Here is a 16,473-nt window from a genome sequence, read left to right as displayed (position 1 = left end):
TCTCCCCATCCGCCGGACCCAAGGCGTAATCTGGCCTTACGCCGGGAGGTACGGAATCCGGGACGAGCCAATGGCTGGGAACTGGGCGAAGTCTGGGGCATGACGATGAGGAATGGTCCAAGGTTCACTGTGGCGGCGACCCTGGGGAGGGTCTTCGGATACTTAGTCCTGAGCGTTGTGGGCGGCCTCTTATCCGCCAGCCTGGTGGTGCCGGTGGTTGCGGGCACCGGCATGGCGCTGAAGGGCTCGGTCTCCTACTTCAACAGCCTTCCCGCGGAACTGAAGGTCGGTCCGCCGTCGCAAAGCAGCAAGGTCCTCAGCGCCGACGGCAAGCTGATTGCCACCTTCTTCGCCGAGAACCGCGTGCCGGTGAAGCTCCAGGACATCTCGCCGTTCGTCCGGAATGCGGTGATCGCCGTCGAGGACAGCCGTTTCTACCAGCACCCCGGCGTGGATCCGCAGGGCATCATCCGTGCGGTGCGCGTCAATCTGAGCGGCGGCGACCGGCAGGGCGCCTCGACCCTCACCCAGCAGTACGTGGCCAATGTGCTCAACGAGGAGCGTCTCTCTGCGGGACGCACCGAGGAAATTGTGCTCGGCGGCCAAAAGACCATGCTGGACAAGCTCCGGGAAATCAAGCTCGCCTTGGAACTGGAGAAGACGCATGAGAAGGAACAGATCCTCGAGGGCTACCTCAACATTGTGTTCTTCAACCGGGACGCCTACGGGATCGAGGCGGCCGCGCGCTTGTTCTTCAGCACCTCCGCCAAGAACCTCACCCTGCCGCAGGCCGCGCTGCTGGCCGGGCTGGTGAACAGTCCCAGCTACTACAACCCGCTGACGAATCCCAAGGGCGCCGTGCAGCGCCGCAACGTGGTGCTGTCCAAGATGCTCGCCCAGGGGATGATCGGGCAGAAAGCGTACGACGCCGCGGCCTCCACTCCCCTGCAGCTGAAGGTCACGCCCGCACGGCAAGGCTGCGCCGGGGCGGCCATGGCACCGTACTTCTGCGATTACGTGTCCCACCTGATCCTGAACAACAAGGCCTACGGCGCCACCTTCGATGACCGCGAGCGCCTGCTGTACCGGGGCGGGCTGACCATCACCACCACCCTGGACAGCCGCCTGCAGGCCGTGGCGCAGGCGCAGGTGAACGCGTCCGCGGGTGCCAACCCGGACAAGTGGGGTGCTGCCCTGGTGACGGTGCAGCCGGGCACCGGGAAGATCCTGGCGATGGCACAGAACACGGTGTTCCTGCCGGCGCCGGGGAAGTTCGATACCCAGCTGAACTTCAATGTGGATGCCCGGGACGCGAATGGCTACGACCTCAGCGGCGCGGGCGGCTTCCAGCCCGGGTCCACCATGAAGCCGTTCACCTTCGCGGAATGGCTCAATGACGGGCGGCCGCTGAACGCGATCGTGGACGCTTCCCGGCGCGTGTACCCCGTGGGATTCCCGTGGCGGTCCAGCTGCGGCAAGCGGGTGCTGGGCGGCTACAGCTCGGCGCAGAAGGCAGCCAACGAGGGCGCCGACGACGACCTGCAGAACAATGACCCCGGCTACTACCGGCCCATGCCCATCAACTACGGCCTCTTCAACTCGATCAACACCGCCACGTTCGCCACCGCCGCGCAGCTTGATTTCTGCGCCATCCAGCGGATGGTGGATGCTGTCGGGCTGCACAGCGGGCTGGACCGGGCCCAGATCGACATGCACCAGATCGGCAACCTGCTCGGAGCCATCGGGGTTTCCCCGCTCAACCTCGCCAGCGCCTACGCCACTTTCGCCAATGATGGCCGCCATTGCGAGCCGATCGCTTTGGTGTCCGTGGTGGCGCCGGACGGCCGCCGCTTGGCAGCGGACCGCGCCAGCTGCCGGGACGCCATCAAGCCGGAAGTGGCCCGGGGCGTCAACGCGGTGCTGCAGGACGTGCTGGTGCAGGGCTCCGGCTGGTACATCCACCCGAAGGTCCATGAGATCGTTCCCACCGCGGCCAAGACCGGTACCTCCAACACGAACGGCGCCACCTGGGTGGTGGGCTACACGCGCGGGCTGGCCACGGCGTCCTTCTTCGGCGATACCTCCAAGGGCCAGAAGCGGGAAGGCCGCAACGTCACCATCAACGGCAAGTTCTACAAGGTGCTGGACGGGTACATGATCGCCGGGCCGCAATGGGCCAACTACATGGTGCAGGTGGTACGGCTCTACCCGGGCGGCGAGTTCCCGGATCCGCCCGAGTCGATGATGCGCGGCCCCGGCCCGCGGCCCACCACGGTCGGACCCCCGCCGCCGCGTTTCCAGGAGCCGGAGCGGCAGGGTGACGCGACGCCGCCGCCTTCGCCGTCACCGGAACCGTCGCGGCGCTGAGTCTTCCCAGTAAAAGGCGGGCCGACGACGGCGGGAGGCTCCCGCCGTCGTCGGCCCGCCTTGCGGTGCGTCTACTCAGCCGGTTCGAGTTCCGCTTCCGGCTCCCCTGCCGCAACCGCGGGCTTCGCGCCGCCCATGGCGAGGTAGTACGCCACGCCTGCCGTCACCAGGCCGATGGGCCAGGCGAAGGCGGCCGCGGCGCTGAACGCGGGCACCAGCGCGAGGATCGCGGCGAGGATGGCCGTGGGGACGAACACCGCGATGGCTTTGGGATTGACGCCCTTCCGGAAGAAGTACGCGCCTGATTCGTCGGAACGGTAGAGGTCCTTGATGTTGATGATGCCGCGGTTCACCAGGAAGTAGTCCGCGGCCATGATGCCGAAGAGCGGACCAAGGAAGGCACCCAGGCCGCCCAGGAAGTAGTTGACCACCACGGGGTTGGAATACAGGTTCCAGGGCATGACCAGCAGCGCGAGGACGGCGCTGATGATGCCGCCGCGCTTGAAGGTGATGTGCTTGGGCCAGACATTGGCGAGGTCGTAGGCCGGGGAGACGAAGTTCAGCACCACGTTCACGCCGATGGTGGCCACGATGAACATCACGGCACCCAGGACCAGGACGGCGGTGTCCGGGACCTTCGCGAGGATGAGCGCGGGGTCCGTGATGGCTTCGCCGAACACCACCACGGTGCCGATGGTCATGGTGATGCTGATGGCGGCGAAGGCCGCGAAATTCACCGGGATGCCCCAGAAGTTGCCGCGCACCACGGCCTTGTCCGAGGTGGCGAAACGGGTGAAGTCGCAGTAGTTCAGCAGCATGGTGGCATAGGTGGCCACGAGGAGGAAGGCCCCGGTGAGGACGCCAAGGAAGGCGTCGCCGCCGGAGAGCGGCTTGACGGACATGTCCATCGGGATGTTCCAGCCGGCCTGCGCGAAGAGCCACACGGCCATGGCCAGCATGACCACCCAGACGATCGGGCCCGCCCAGTCCTGGAAGCGGCGCACGGCCTCCATGCCGCGGGTGATGACCACCAGTTGCAGCACCCAGAGCAGGATGAAGCAGGCCCAGCCCAGCAGGGACAGTCCCAGGAAGCTTTGGTTCTGCCACTGCTGGAGCTCCGGGTTGATGCGGAGCAGGAGGACCACCACGGCCATGGAGGCAAGGTAGGTCTGGATGCCATACCAGCAAATGGCGATGACTGCGCGGATCAGGGCGGGGATATTGGCGCCCCAGATGCCGAAGCTGATGCGGGCCATGACCGGGAACGGGACGCCGGTGCGCTGGCCCATGCGGCCGGCCCAGTTCATGCCGAAGAAGAGGATGCCGGTGCCGATGAGGATCGCGGCGAGGACCTGCCAGCCGCTGAGGCCGATCACGAAGAGGCCGGCGACGAAGGTGTAGGTGCCGATGTTGTGGATGGCGGACATCCAGACGGCGAAGAAGCTGTACGTGCTCCATTTCCGCTCGGTGGCCGGTGCGAGGTCCTCGTTGTAGAGGCGGCCGGAGGGGTCGAGCGCTGCGAGGGCTTTGTGGTCGGGTTCCATGGCTGCTCCGGGATCGGTCGGACACATGTGCGCGCACCTTTGCGCAATGGGATCCCATTTTGGGATCCCGTTGGAAGTGTTGTGCGTCACATCGGAGATGTCAACGGTTCCGTCGCCTACGCGCGGAATATGACCGCCGGGCGGGCGGCCCGCTCGGGCAACCTCCCCTGCCCGGTCACATTGTGTTTCCGCGGAGAATCCGTTGACGCCTCGAAATCCGGCCTGCACGCTTTTCGAATTACGAAATTGGGGGTTCGGATCCAGGAATTCCCCCGACGCTTCCACGGGATATTTCCCCGCCGCCACGCTCATCGGAGAACACCATGAATTCCAGTCCCTTATCTCCCCCTGCCCCGGTTGAGGACCGCAACCGCACCTTCCGCCGGGTCATCCTCAGGCTGATCCCGTTCCTGACCCTGGTCTGGTTCCTTGCCTGGATCGACCGCGTCAACATCGGCTTCGCCAAGCTGACCATGATGGATTCCCTGCAATGGAGCGAGGTGGTTTACGGCGCAGGCGCGGGCATTTTCTTCTTCGGCTATTTCTTCTTCGAAGTGCCGTCCAACCTGCTGCTGCAGAAGATCGGCGCACCGAAGACCATCATGCGGATTGCGCTGGGCTGGGGCGTGGTCTCGGTCCTCATGGCCTTTGTGCAGGAGGAATGGCAGTTCTACACGCTGCGTTTCCTGCTGGGCGCCTTCGAAGCCGGCCTCCAGCCCGGCGTCATCCTCTTCCTCACCTACTGGCTGCCGGCCCACCGCCGCGGCAAGGCCATGGCTGTCTTCATGTCCGCGTCCGCCATGTCCCTGATGATCGGTTCACCGCTGGCCGGTTCCATCATGAACGCCTTTGATGGTTCGCTGGCCATGCACGGCTGGCAGTGGCTCTTCATTGTGGAAGGCATTCCGTCCATCATCGTGGGCATCCTGGCGCTCTTCATCCTCACGGACCGCCCGGGCAACGCGAAGTGGCTGTCCGCCGATGAAAAGGAGCACATCCGCTACGAACTCGCCTCCGAGCAGTCCACGCTGGGCCACCGGGACCACAACTTCTGGGTTTCGCTCCGCAAGCCCATCACCTGGGTACTGATCCTGACGTTCTTCTGCATCGTGGCAGGCAACGCCACCCTCACCTTCTACGGCCCCAGCCTGGTCAAGGCCGTGGGCATCACGGATATCGCCACCCTCGGCTGGGTGATGTCCGCCGTCTATGCCTGCGGCTGGCTGGGCATGGTGGGCAACGGCTGGCTGTCGGACCGCAACCGCGAATCCCGCTGGCACACGGCAACGGCCGCCGCCCTCGGCGCCCTGGGCCTGGTCCTCGCTTCCGTGTTCCTGAACCAAGGCAGCACGCTTGGGGTCGTCCTGTCACTGGCGTTGTCCGCCGCCGGAACCATGGGCGCCATCCCGGTGTTCTGGAACCTCCCGGCACGCTTCATGTCCGGCACCGCGCTCGTGGCGGGCCTCGCCGTGATCAACTCGATCGCCAACCTGGCCGGCTACTTCGCCCCGCAACTCCTGGGCGGACTCAAGGAAAGCACCGGCGCCTACAACAGCGGCCTTTACCTGATTGCAGCCGTTGAGTTCCTCGCAGTCGGCTTCATCCTGATCTTCATCCGCAAGCAGGCCAAGCAGGAGCAGGCCTCCGAGGAAGGCGAGCTGGAGAGCGCCGGCGAGCCCCGCTAAGCGCGGCACCGATCAAGGAGACGACGACGGCGGGAGGCTCCCGCCGTCGTCGTCCTTGTTTTGCCATGGCAACAAACCGGGCGCATGGCGATAAATCCAATCGGCGTAGTATTGGTGCCTATGAGCCCTCAAAGCGCCGGCAAGGAGCCCGGCACAGCCCTGCTGATCGGAGTGCTTGGCGCGGTGCTCGGCCTGCTTCCGTGGCTTGCCACCGGCGCGCAGCTTCCCTTGCAGAACCTCTGGGCCACCGAGATACTGCCGGCAGACATGCCGTTGTCCCTGCTGCCGCTGAGCCAATACAAACTCGTCACCCTCGTGGCGCTCCTGACGACGGGCGGAGCTGCCGCGGGAATGGCGGTCAGGTACTGGTCCGGGCGGAAAGACCCTGCCCGACGGCGGCAACTCGCCTGGTGCGCCGCCGCGGGGGTCCTGCTGGTGCAGGCGGTTGCAACGGTACAGTCGTTCGCCGTGCTGCGGGAGGGCCTCGCACCCGCAGGCCGGCCCCTGGAAGGCCAGGGCAGCATCTATTTCAGCGGGCTGCTGGGCGGCGTCATTGCGGCCATCCTTGCAGGTGCCGTGGTGCTGCTGCTCATCTCCGCGAGGCCACAGGGCGTGGCGGCGCTGGGCATCGGGCTTGCGGCTGTGCCTTTCGCAAGCTGGGCGACCGCTTGGCACGACGTATTCTCCGGGCCCGGCGGAGGACCGTCCGAGCTGCTGGCGCTGGCACGTTGGCTGCCGGCCGTAGTAGTGGGCGCGGCGCTTGCCTGGTGCGGCTTCCGGCCTGTCAGGAATGTGGCGGTGTGGGTGGTTAACCTTGCGCTTCTGTGGGTCGTCCCGGCGTTATTCATCTCGGTCCAGTACGTTTTCGGCACCCGGGTGGCGCTGGGCGATTTCCAGGAGATGGCGTTGATGGGCAGGCAGATCCTGGCGGCAACCTTGGGTCCGGCGGGAGGTGCCGGCCCCAGCGTGCTGCTGGCCCTGGCCATTGGCCTGCTCGGAACGGGCGTTATGGAACTGCTGCGCAGGCGGCGGCAAACAACAGCGGCGGCGCCTGGCGGCACGCTGCAGTCAGGAAGCCGGCCGGGCCTTTGATGCGGTGAGCCTGAGGCCCAGCGAGCGGATGAGTTCGTCCCGGTACCGGGCCACATGGGATGCGGCCTGCGCGGCGGCCCGCTCCGGGTCTCCGCTGGCGATCGCCTCGTACAGATCCCGGTGTTCCTGGATGAGCCCGGAGAGCTCGCTGCGATGTTGGAACAGCAGATGCATGCGCCCTTGGAGCGGATCGAGGGACGATTTCAGGAAGCTGTTGTTGGCGATCCTGATGATCTCCTCGTGGAATTCAATGTTGGCGTGGTAGCCGGCCATCTTGGCGCCCCGGGCCAGGCAACGGGCCGAGTAGTCCAGGAGTCCCGCGAGCTTGTCCAGGTCTTCAGACGTGGCCCGTTCCGCGGCCAGGCGGCAGGCGAAGGATTCCAGGAGTTGCCGCATCTCGAAAAGGTCCTCGACGTCCTTGGCGCCCATGGCATTCACCTCAGCGCCGCGCGGCCCCGGTTCGCTGAGCAGGCCTTCCTGGCTGAGCATCCGCAGGGCTTCGCGGACGGGAAGGCGCGATACGTCGAACTCCGCAGCCAGCTCGCGTTCCACCAGGCGGGCGCCGGGAGCATAGTGGCCTTCAACGATCCTGTGGCGCAGGGTCTCCCTGACCGTCTCGCGGAGAGGCTGCGGCTTGCTGTTCATTACGTCTGCGGAAAACATCGCGTCCAATCCAAAACCCCGTCGTTCGGTATACCAAGAAAAGCCAGAGGGGTGGCGGCTTGTCAACACGTCGGCGGCCGCTGCCGAATCGCCGCTGAATCGCAACCGGACTGCTGTTTCGTGTTTGTTGGTTCGTGGCAACAATGGGGAAATGGGGCCCGCGAAATTCTGGATGATCGCTTGGGGTTCCTGCGCCATTCCCTTCGTGCCGTTGATGGTTGAGGCACAAGAATGAGGAACCGTTCCGGATCTGCGCTGTTCTGGTGGTGCTTCACGGCGGAACTGCCGCCCACTGGCCCGGACGTCAGCTCACCGAGCAGCCCGCCGCCGTCGTCCTCTGCAGCAGGGACGGACTTTGTCCGCGTTTCCTGCGGTGCGCCAATGGGAATGCTCACGATCGAGCGGTGACGCCGTCGAACGGTAAGCCCGGAACAGCACCAGGCGGGCCGACGACGGCGCGTGCTGCCGCCGTCGTCGGCCCGCCTTGCAGGGGCGTCAGTAAGCCGTGGTCACCCGAAGACGCGGATGCCTTCGGGCATGACGGGCATGGACGAGGCGCCGCCGCTGATGTCCTTGTCATTGGCGGTCAGGCCGGTGGGATCGTAGTAGGCGGCCACCAGCCGCTGCTTGATGTAGCCGAGGACGATCTGGCCCTTGGTGTCACACTTCCTGGCGGTGATGGCGGTGAAGTTCTGCCATCCGTTGGACGCGGCCGGGCGGATGGTCTTGTGGGTCCACAGGGTGGGCGTGGCGTCCGGGATCAGGTACTGGCGCAGCTCGCCGGTGGAGAGCGTGGCCATCAGTACCGCCACGGGCTTTCCGTTGATGGCGACCGCCGGGGCAGATCCGATCGACGTAATGGACGCGCCTCCGCCGAACACCTTGACCGTTCCAGTGATGGTCCGGGCGTGCGGGTCGATCGTGTAACGGTAAAGCTCACCGCCACTGGTGAGACGGAAGACAAACTGCTGGCCCCGCACGACGGTGGATCCACTCACGGAGCCGCTGTAAGTGGTGGTGATGGACTTCTGGAACCAGCCGTTGCCGATGGTGGTCACGGGGCCGTCAATCGAGCGCTTCCAACTGCCGTCCACCTGGAGGTCGGTCCGTTCGTCATAGAACTTCGCGGTGCCATCGGCAGCGGTGCCGAAGTACGTGAACTTTCCGAAGGTTTCGTCCCCGTAGCCGCCGAGCTGCGTCAGGTACGTCGCATCGAACGGCACCGGCGAAGACCAGTTAGTGTGCTCCCAGCGGAGCTTGCCGCCGGAAAGGAACACTGCGCCAAGGTTCCGGTTCGGCTCCATGGTCAGGAGGGCGCCATGGCAATCCGTCGGAGTCGGCGTCGGGGTGGGATAGAGGGTGGCGGCACCCGCGGGTGCCGCGCCGGAGAGGGCCAGCGCCCCGGCAGCGAGCCCGCCGAGCAGCTTGGTAGCGAGTTTCATGAAGAGTCCTTGCGGTAGCGAACGTCCGGCCGGATTAAATCCAACCACTGTAGTAACGCTCGAATTCTACCGGCGCGGGCGCCTACCCTCCCGCTCCGGCGTTGCCAGGGGCACAGTCCTCCGCGCCGTGAGCTCCGTCTCATTCGGGCAGAAAACGGGACACCCCGCCGTCGGGCGTCGTTGAACAAGGACCACGTTTTACCAGGACCGGATTTCATCAGGCACGCGCGGAGGGAGGGCCCATGCTCATTGTCCTGACGGGAATCGACGGTGCGGGAAAGTCAACGGCGGCCCGCGCCTTGTTCGAATCCGCCCGGGCACAAGGCCTCGATGCCATGGTTCTCAGCAATCACGCGGGACGACGGGGGATGTCGCTGCTCAGCCGGAAAGTTGGCATCAAGTTGCCGCCACGCATGGCCGACGCCGTCGAGACCGCAGTCCGCGTCACCAACGTGATCATCAACCATGCCAAGGCCCGGCGCTTCCGGGGCCTGGTGATCATGGACCGGCACCTGCAATGCCAGTTGGCGCTGCGGCAGGTCCGGGGCATCGGACGCGGCCGGCTGTTGCCGTGGCTGATCGCTACGCTTCCCACCCCGGACGTCATCGCCTATTTGGACATCGAACCCCGGCTGGCACTGCAGCGCATCACGGAACGCGGTACCGACGAGGAAACCCTGGAGGATCTGACGGCCCTTCGCGATGCCTACCGGTCCCTGCCGGAGCACCGGAATTTCCTCGAGCTCGACGCCGGGGCCTCGCCTGAAGAGGTGCTGGCGCAATTGCGCCGGGCGGCGGGGATTGAGACCGTAGGCGTCGCTTCTTAGGGGTACCCGCTTAGGCGTCGTCCGCGTGCTTCGCGCGGTACTCGTCCGCGGCGTATACGCCGAGGATGCGCACCTCGGTGGTGAAGAACTCCAGTTCCTCCAACGCGCGGCGCAGCCGGGGGTCTTCGGGGTGGCCTTCGACGTCGGTCATGAACATGGTGGCAGCAAAGCCGTTGCCCACCATGTAGCTTTCGAGGCGGGTCATGTTCACGCCGTTGGTAGCGAAGCCGCCGAGCGCCTTGTACAGGGCGGACGGGACGTTGCGGACGCGGAACACGAAGCTGGTGATTGCCGGACCGGGCAGTTCCGTTTTGCTGGGCAGCGGCCGTTCCTGCGAGAGGACCACGAAGCGGGTGGTGTTGCTGGCATCGTCCTCGACGCCGGAGGCCAGGACGTCCAGTCCGTACAGCTTGGCGGCGAGCGGTGGAGCGAGGGACAGTTTGCGGGGGTCGTTCCAGTCGCGCACTTCTCGGGCGGAGCCGGCGGTGTCGCCAGCGATGACCGGCTTGAGTCCTGCTTCGCGAATGATGCGCCGGCACTGGCCCAGGGCGTGGATGTGGCTGTGGACCTCGGTGGCGTCCTCGATGGTGGCGCCGGGAATGCCCATCAGGTCGAAGCGGATAGGCAGGAAATATTCGCCCACGATCTGCAGCTTGGACTGCGGAAGCAGCACGTGGATGTCCGCCACCCGGCCGGCGATGGAGTTTTCGATCGGGATCATTCCCAGGTCCACGGCTCCGGTGGACAGCAGCTCAAACGCGTCTTCGAAACTGGCGCACGGAACGGTTTCGGCGTCGGGGAACATCTCCCGGCAGGCGAGGTCCGAGTTGGCTCCCGGCTCTCCCTGATAGGCAATCTTTTGGACCATGGAGCTTATCTTTTCACTGCGCCCGCCCGGGCGCCGAAGCGGTCCGAGCTTTGGACGGCCCGACGCCCAAAAGGACTGGCGCTACGGGAATTCCCGTAGGGCCAGTCCCTTTGCGTAGCGTAAAAGCGTTACAACCCAATGCTCCTTACGGATCCGTGAAGATCCAAAGGCCGCTGTCGCGGTCACTGCCAAGGATGTAGGTGCGCCCGTCGTCCCCGATGAACGTTTCCACTCCCCAGAAGTCGTTTCCGGCTGGGTCCAGGTAGCTGCCGACTTCAACGAGCTCGCAACTGCCCTTGTCCGCAGGAGGATTGTCGGCGTCGTAGGGCACGCCGCCGCACTGGATCTGGATCGCCCTGAGTCCGCCGGAGTAGTACGACAGGTAGGCGAGGGACGGATCCTGCGGATCGACCGCTACCTCGTGGACACTGAGGTCGCCGTAGCCGAAGGCGAACGCAGGATCATGGGCTTCCGGAATGGCGTAAGTGTCCAGCTCCTGCAAGGTCGCGGTGTCGAAGAGGTGGACGTAACCCCAACCATCGAAGATGGACCCGACCCTGATCCTGTCGCCAATGGCGCCGATAGCAAGGTTCTCCGGATAGCTCCATTGCGCCGGGTCCAGTGGCTCCAGGTTGAACAGCTTGTGGAACGCCTCATGGGTGGTGCAGACGGCGACAATGCTGTCGACAAAGGCACCGGAACCGCAGAAGGCGGTGTCCTCTTCGCCAGCTGGCAGGTGCCGTTGAACGAACAGCACCGCGTCCCATCCGGCCAGGGCGGCTTCGTGGGCTTTCTCGCCGGGGAAGCATGCTTCCTCCGTGGCGCTCGGGTCGCCGCTCGGTCCGCGTTGGAGGACCAGGATTGTTTCGTCGCCCGGCTGCAGCGAGGCCACGTAGCCTGGAACGTCCTCCGGGCTCGGCACCGGAGCAGAAGCCGGGCAGCCGTAGCCACCATAGACAACCGGGCCGCTGAGCGTCAGGTCTTCCAGGACGGCGGGCGGCTGGCCTCCGGGGACGATCACCGATTCGTACTCGCCCTGGAAGGCGCCGCTGGTAATGCGCAGTGCGTCGGTCCGGTACGGGGCGAAGTCTTCGTCGGTGCCGATGAAGAACGCGTTGTCTTTGGTGAATTCGGCTTGATGGCCGTTTCCTTCAGGGGTGAGGGCAACGCCAAGCGATTCGAACAGTTCGGGATCGACTGCCGCGAAATCGGTATCGCCGATGAACACCGCGTTGGCCGGGTCCGTGACGTCCAGGAGGACGTAACCGCCGTCCCAATACGACAGCAGCATGATGAACCGTCCGTCGATTTCCTTGACCACCATGTCGTGGAGGAACGATTCCGTGAGTCCGAGTTCGGGCTGGTCCACGGCGAAGTCGTTGAGGTTGTATTCCGCGATCAGGCGGGGACGGTGCGGGTTGGTGATGTCCAGGATGTCCACGTCCGGGAACTGTTCGTTGTCGGTCATGACCAGGTAGGCGTTGTTCCCGGCGTCCCACGCAAAGGCGCTGTGGATCTCATTGGCATCCCGGGTGCCAGGCTCCCGGTCGCCGAAATGCTCAGACAGCTTCTTCGGATTGGCTGGATCGGTGACATCCCAGAGCGACACGCCGCCCTTGGCGTTTTTGCCGCATGCCTCGTTGTTCATGACAAGGATGTCGCCGCTGAACTGCGCGGTGGTGACGTTGACAACCTGCATTCCTTCGCCCGGCCGGGTGTCCTGATGCGATGGAATGAAGCCGATCAGCTTAGCTGATTCCGGGTCGGTCTCAATGTTCGTGATGTCGATGACGTAGGCGCCCGCATCAGGGCTGTTCTGTCCGCCGGTTTCAGGGCCGGCGCAGTCTGGTTCGCCCCAGTTTGCGAGGAATGCCGTGTTTCCGTCCGGAGACACGGTGACGTCTGCGATCAGGTCGGGAGTATCGGTGACGTCGACGACGTCGAGGAGTTGGATCTTCCCGGTGGCTCCGGTTCCGATGAGGTGCCCTTCGTCGCTGCCGTGCTGTCCGTCCGGGTCAGCGCTGGCGCCGGTGAGTCCAAAAGTTGAGAGTGCGAGAGTGCTGAGTGCTGCAAGAAAAACCAATCTGCCGCGGTTTAGCATGACATGCCTTCCGGCTAGGAAATTAGTTTGGTCCCCCCAGATGGCGCACAGCCTAGACCTGCACCGCTCCAGCGTCCAGACGTCTCCGGTTCCCCGACGCCCCAAAGGGACTGGCGCTACGGGAATTCCCGCAGCGCCAGTCCTTATGCGTAGCGCCAGTCCCTTTGCGTAGCGGCAAGAACGAACTACAGCACCGTGGTCCGCGAAAGGGACAGGTTCTTCGTTTCGCGGAAGAACAGGATCACGACGGCGGCGGACACCACCGCGACGCCCATCAGGTAGAACGCGGGGGCCAGCGGAGTCCCGAATCCGGCCACGAGGCCCGTCGCTACGAACGGGGCGGTTCCACCGAACAGCACGTAGGCCAGGGTGTAGCCGATGGCCGAGCCGGAAGCGCGGACCGAGGACGGGAACATCTCCACCAGGGCGGGGACGTTGGAGGTGCCGATCACCGCCACCAGGGCGCCCAGGATGCTGGTGCCCACGATTGCCCAGCCCAGGCCGAGCGGCATGATCGCGAACGCCGGGATGGTCATCACCACGAAGCCCAGGCAGGCGAACAGGAGCATGGTCTTGCGGCCGAAGCGGTCACTGGCCCGGGCGGCCAGCGGGCAGGTGATGGTGTAGACGAGCATCGTGACCATGCTGGTGATCATCGAATCCGTGCTGGTGTAATGCAGGCTCGAGGTCATGTAGGCGATCATGTAGCTGCTCATCAGGTAGTACGCCACGGCGTTGGTGATGCTGTACCCGAAGAGCGTGAAGATCTGCCGGGCGCACATCCGGACGGCGTCGCCCAGCGGCCGCTTCGCCAGCTCGCCCTTCTTTTCCAGGCCGCGGAACACCGGGGTGTCGTCCACCTTGGAGCGGATGTAGAGGCCGATCAGGCCCAGCGGTGCGGCCAGCAGGAACGGGATGCGCCAGCCCCAGGACTGCAGGTCTTCGGCGCTGAGGGTCGCGGTGATCGCGGCTCCGAGCAGCGCACCGGCCACGGAGGCCAGGCCCACGGTGGCGGGGATAATGCTCGCGTAGGTGGCCCGCTTCCCGGCCGGAGCGTATTCGACAATGAACGCCGAGGAACCGGTGTATTCGCCGCCTGTCGTGAAGCCCTGCACGGCGCGGAAGATGAACAGCAGGATGGGCGCCCAGACGCCGATCACCGCGAACGGCGGAAGGATGCCGATGCAGAACGTCGCCGCGCTCATGATCAGCACGCACAGGCCCAGCATCTTGTTCCGGCCGATCCGGTCGCCGTACCGGCCGAAGAACGCCGCCCCGAGCGGCCTGGCGATGAACCCACCGGCGAAGATCGCCCACACGGCCAGCAGGGCCGCCGTCGTCGAGTAGCTCGGGAAGAAGAGCTTGGCGATCGTCACGGACATCACCGCATAGGCGGCCGAATCGAACCATTCCACAAAGTTCCCGACGGCGGCCGCGGCGGCGACGCGCTTGAGGCTGCGGCGCGGTGAAGCGTCCGTTTCCACGGGGTTGCTGGTGAGCGTGTTCATGAGTTTTGTCCTTCGCGTTGGGGAGAAGAAGGGACGGGGTGCGGGAGTGCACGGAGTTGAGCGCGCTGGACCTTTCCGGTTGCTGATTTTGGCAGCTCGGGAAGGTATTCGATGAATCGGGGGTAGGCGAAGCGGGAGAAGTGTTCCTTGACGTGGTCCACGATCTGCCGGTCCAGTTCAGGCCCGGAAGAGTACCCCGGGGCGAGTTCGATCCAGGCCTTGACGGACTGGCCGCGCAGCTCGTCCGGGACGCCGGTCACCGAAACGTCGCGGACGGCGTCGAGCTCGCGGATTACGGCTTCCATCTCGTACGGGCCCACGCGGTATCCGGACGTTTTGATGACATCGTCCGTGCGGCCGAGGAACCAGAAGTAGCCGTCCTCGTCCTCGTAGGCCTGGTCCTTGGTGTGGTACCAGTCTCCGCCGAACGCCGCGTCCGAGGCTTCCGGCATGTTCCAGTAACCCAGCGGGAACTGCGGGTTGGAGCGGGCGCGGAGGCAGACTTCGCCGGCCTCGCCGCGCGGGACTTCCTGCTCGTTGTCGTCCAGCAGCTTCACCTCCCAGCCGGGCAGCGGGCGGCCCATGGATCCGGGCTTCACCGGCACGTCCGGGAAGTTGCCGAGCAAGGGGTAGGACTCGGTGGAGCCGTAGTAGTCCTGCAGGGTCACGCCGAACTGCGCGCGGAACCAGTCGATCAGCTCAGCGGTGAGCGGCTCGTTGGAGGAACAGACCGTCCGCAGGGACAGCGGGAAGCGGGTTCCGGCGTCGGGCACGTCCTCGCGCATCTTCCGCAGGAAGGTGGGATTGACCAGGGCGCTGTCCACGCCGTGGCGGCTCATGCTGGCCAGCAGCGCCGCGGGGTCGAAGCCGCCGGCGGGCCGGAAGACCAGGTGCGTGGCGCCGAGCCGGAGCGGGCCCATGAGCTTGGCCATGGACCAGGCCCAGTCCCCCGCGCCGTAGAAAACGTCGCCGTCGCCGATCCTGTGGCAGTACTCGAACTCGTTGTGGCCCAGGAGCGTGCGGTGGGCGTGGACGATTCCCTTGGCCCGGCCGGTGGTGCCGGAGGTGTAGAAGATCAGCGCGGGATCGTCTGCCTTGGTTTCGGCGTCCTCGAATTCCGTGGGGGCTGCGGCAATCTCCGGGCTGTCGATGTCAATGAAGCGGCCCTGGTAACCCTCGAAAAGGTGCCGCGCGGCGCCTTCGGCGATGATCACAGTGGCGCCGCTGTCCTCCAGCCGGAAGCGGATGGGCTCCGCGGCCCAGAGCAGGGACATCGTCACCAGGATCGCGCCGGTGCGCAGCACGCCCAGATAAGCGGCGGGTGTGTCCGCGCGCTGGGGCAGCAGCACCGCCACGCGGTCGCCTTTCCTGACCCCCGCGGCGTGCAGGGTGGCCGCGATCTGCCGGGAGCGGTCCTGGATCTCGCCCCAGAGGACTTCGCGGCAGCCTTCGACGGCGGAGTCCAGGATGATGGCGCGCTTGTCCCGCGGGTGCCGGTCGGCGACGTCGGAGGCCATGTTGTAGAGCTCCGGAACCTCCCAGCGGTGGTCCTTCACCATGGCGGCGTAGCGGTCTTCGGTGAGTTGGGTGGTCATCGTGTTTGCGCCTTAACCCTTGCGGCCGGCCAGGAAGCGGGCCATCTCGCGCTGCGGCTCGCCGGTGCCGTAGGCCTCGCGGTGCACACGCTTGGCCTCGGCCATGGCGTCGCTGAGATCGTCCTCTTCCAGGCTGCGCAGGCGGCCCTTGGTCAGGCGGACCGCACCCGGAGGAAGGAGGCTCAAGCGGTTGGCGAGCTCCTTCGCGTACTCCAGCACGGCGCCGTCGTCGGCCAAGTAGTTGAGCAGGCCCAGGCGCTGCGCTTCCGCGGCGTCCACCAGCTCGCCGGTGAGGACGAACTGGGAAGTCTTGGACTTGCCGAGGATGCTCCACATGGCCCAGATACCTGTGATGCTGGGGATGCCGGAGAGGACTTCGGGCTGGCCCATGCGGACGGTGGAATCGCCCACGCGTAGGTCGGTGAGGAGCGCGTACTGGAAGCCTGAGCCGGCGGCCACGCCGTTGACGGCCGCGATGGTGATCTGGTCCAGGTTGCGGACGGCGCGGTAGAGGCGGTCGAAACCGTCGATCCAGGCCTCGGCGGCGGCGTGGTCTTCGGGATCCATGGTGGTGGTTTCGGCGAGGTCCTGGCCGGCGCAGAAGGCTCGGCCGGTGCCGGTGAGGATGACCACGCGGATGTCCTCGTTGCCCTTGAGGCCTTCGAGGTGGTCGATGAGTTCGTTGCGCATGGATTCGGTCCAGGCATTGAGCTTTTCCGGGCGGTTGAGGGTGATGACGGCGGTCTGGCCGATCTGTTCGAAGAGGACGTCCTGGGACATG

Annotated in this window: 12 protein-coding genes; 4 read left to right on the top strand and 8 right to left on the bottom strand. The window is 65.6% G+C overall.

The window, feature by feature from the left end; all coding sequences use genetic code 11:
- Window positions 1-99: 99 nt before the first annotated feature.
- Entirely contained in the window at window positions 100-2,367 is a 2,268-nt protein-coding gene (locus BIU82_RS13695) for a transglycosylase domain-containing protein (RefSeq protein ID WP_083292347.1), read from the top strand.
- 71 nt (window positions 2,368-2,438) lie between these two features.
- On the opposite strand, the gene BIU82_RS13690 is transcribed toward BIU82_RS13695, so the two are convergent.
- Window positions 2,439-3,938, bottom strand: a complete 1,500-nt coding sequence (locus BIU82_RS13690) for an NCS1 family nucleobase:cation symporter-1 (protein WP_216099025.1) — start codon at window positions 3,936-3,938, stop codon at window positions 2,439-2,441.
- Between the two features lie 296 nt (window positions 3,939-4,234).
- Between BIU82_RS13690 and BIU82_RS13685 the strand changes: the two genes are divergently transcribed.
- The gene (locus tag BIU82_RS13685; protein WP_070350015.1) at window positions 4,235-5,596 is read left to right on the top strand and encodes an MFS transporter; all 1,362 of its coding nucleotides are present in this window, start codon (window positions 4,235-4,237) and stop codon (window positions 5,594-5,596) included.
- A gap of 120 nt (window positions 5,597-5,716) precedes the next feature.
- The gene (locus BIU82_RS13680) at window positions 5,717-6,688 is read left to right on the top strand and encodes a hypothetical protein (protein WP_216099024.1); all 972 of its coding nucleotides are present in this window, start codon (window positions 5,717-5,719) and stop codon (window positions 6,686-6,688) included.
- Here BIU82_RS13680 and BIU82_RS13675 read toward each other — a convergent pair.
- A complete protein-coding gene (locus BIU82_RS13675) occupies window positions 6,665-7,333 on the bottom strand; it encodes a GntR family transcriptional regulator (RefSeq protein ID WP_253182784.1) in 669 nt (222 codons plus the stop codon). The two genes, BIU82_RS13680 and BIU82_RS13675, sit on opposite strands and share 24 nt — an antisense overlap.
- 527 nt (window positions 7,334-7,860) lie before the next feature.
- Window positions 7,861-8,793: a hypothetical protein gene (locus tag BIU82_RS13670; protein WP_070350013.1), complete on the bottom strand. Its 933-nt coding sequence runs from the start codon at window positions 8,791-8,793 to the stop codon at window positions 7,861-7,863.
- Window positions 8,794-9,035: 242 nt separating this feature from the next.
- Between BIU82_RS13670 and BIU82_RS13665 the strand changes: the two genes are divergently transcribed.
- On the top strand, window positions 9,036-9,620 hold the full coding sequence (locus BIU82_RS13665) for a dTMP kinase (RefSeq protein ID WP_070350012.1): 585 nt from the start codon (window positions 9,036-9,038) through the stop codon (window positions 9,618-9,620).
- Window positions 9,621-9,630: 10 nt separating this feature from the next.
- Here the strand turns inward: BIU82_RS13665 and BIU82_RS13660 are convergent, their stop codons facing one another.
- The 5 genes from BIU82_RS13660 to BIU82_RS13640 form a co-directional block, all read right to left on the bottom strand.
- On the bottom strand, window positions 9,631-10,488 hold the full coding sequence (locus tag BIU82_RS13660; protein WP_070350011.1) for a prephenate dehydratase: 858 nt from the start codon (window positions 10,486-10,488) through the stop codon (window positions 9,631-9,633).
- Between the two features lie 145 nt (window positions 10,489-10,633).
- Window positions 10,634-12,571: a hypothetical protein gene (locus tag BIU82_RS13655; protein ID WP_070350010.1), complete on the bottom strand. Its 1,938-nt coding sequence runs from the start codon at window positions 12,569-12,571 to the stop codon at window positions 10,634-10,636.
- A gap of 203 nt (window positions 12,572-12,774) precedes the next feature.
- On the bottom strand, window positions 12,775-14,097 hold the full coding sequence (locus BIU82_RS13650; protein ID WP_070350009.1) for an MFS transporter: 1,323 nt from the start codon (window positions 14,095-14,097) through the stop codon (window positions 12,775-12,777).
- A complete protein-coding gene (locus tag BIU82_RS13645) occupies window positions 14,094-15,692 on the bottom strand; it encodes an AMP-binding protein (RefSeq protein WP_070350008.1) in 1,599 nt (532 codons plus the stop codon). Before BIU82_RS13645 ends, BIU82_RS13650 begins: the two co-directional genes overlap by 4 nt.
- Window positions 15,693-15,704: 12 nt before the next feature.
- The gene (locus tag BIU82_RS13640; protein ID WP_070350007.1) at window positions 15,705-16,472 is read right to left on the bottom strand and encodes an enoyl-CoA hydratase/isomerase family protein; all 768 of its coding nucleotides are present in this window, start codon (window positions 16,470-16,472) and stop codon (window positions 15,705-15,707) included.
- Window position 16,473: the final 1 nt, after the last annotated feature.

It is taken from the genome of Arthrobacter sp. SW1 (assembly GCF_001766675.1).
GTDB lineage: Bacteria > Actinomycetota > Actinomycetes > Actinomycetales > Micrococcaceae > Arthrobacter.
Note: the sequence above shows the minus strand (reverse complement) of the source record. Positions and strands in the feature narration are given on the sequence as shown.

What these genes read in the sequence shown, in the direction of transcription:
- BIU82_RS13695 (WP_083292347.1), top strand. Translation starts at nt 100, where the DNA reads ATGACGATGAGGAATGGTCCAAGGTTCACTGTGGCGGCGACCCTGGGG.
- BIU82_RS13665 (WP_070350012.1), top strand. Translation starts at nt 9,036, where the DNA reads ATGCTCATTGTCCTGACGGGAATCGACGGTGCGGGAAAGTCAACGGCG.
- BIU82_RS13640 (WP_070350007.1), bottom strand. Translation starts at nt 16,472, where the DNA reads ATGTCCCAGGACGTCCTCTTCGAACAGATCGGCCAGACCGCCGTCATC.
- BIU82_RS13660 (WP_070350011.1), bottom strand. Translation starts at nt 10,488, where the DNA reads ATGGTCCAAAAGATTGCCTATCAGGGAGAGCCGGGAGCCAACTCGGAC.
- BIU82_RS13680 (WP_216099024.1), top strand. Translation starts at nt 5,717, where the DNA reads ATGAGCCCTCAAAGCGCCGGCAAGGAGCCCGGCACAGCCCTGCTGATC.
- BIU82_RS13650 (WP_070350009.1), bottom strand. Translation starts at nt 14,097, where the DNA reads ATGAACACGCTCACCAGCAACCCCGTGGAAACGGACGCTTCACCGCGC.
- BIU82_RS13690 (WP_216099025.1), bottom strand. Translation starts at nt 3,938, where the DNA reads ATGTGTCCGACCGATCCCGGAGCAGCCATGGAACCCGACCACAAAGCC.
- BIU82_RS13670 (WP_070350013.1), bottom strand. Translation starts at nt 8,793, where the DNA reads ATGAAACTCGCTACCAAGCTGCTCGGCGGGCTCGCTGCCGGGGCGCTG.
- BIU82_RS13685 (WP_070350015.1), top strand. Translation starts at nt 4,235, where the DNA reads ATGAATTCCAGTCCCTTATCTCCCCCTGCCCCGGTTGAGGACCGCAAC.
- BIU82_RS13645 (WP_070350008.1), bottom strand. Translation starts at nt 15,692, where the DNA reads ATGACCACCCAACTCACCGAAGACCGCTACGCCGCCATGGTGAAGGAC.
- BIU82_RS13675 (WP_253182784.1), bottom strand. Translation starts at nt 7,333, where the DNA reads ATGAACAGCAAGCCGCAGCCTCTCCGCGAGACGGTCAGGGAGACCCTG.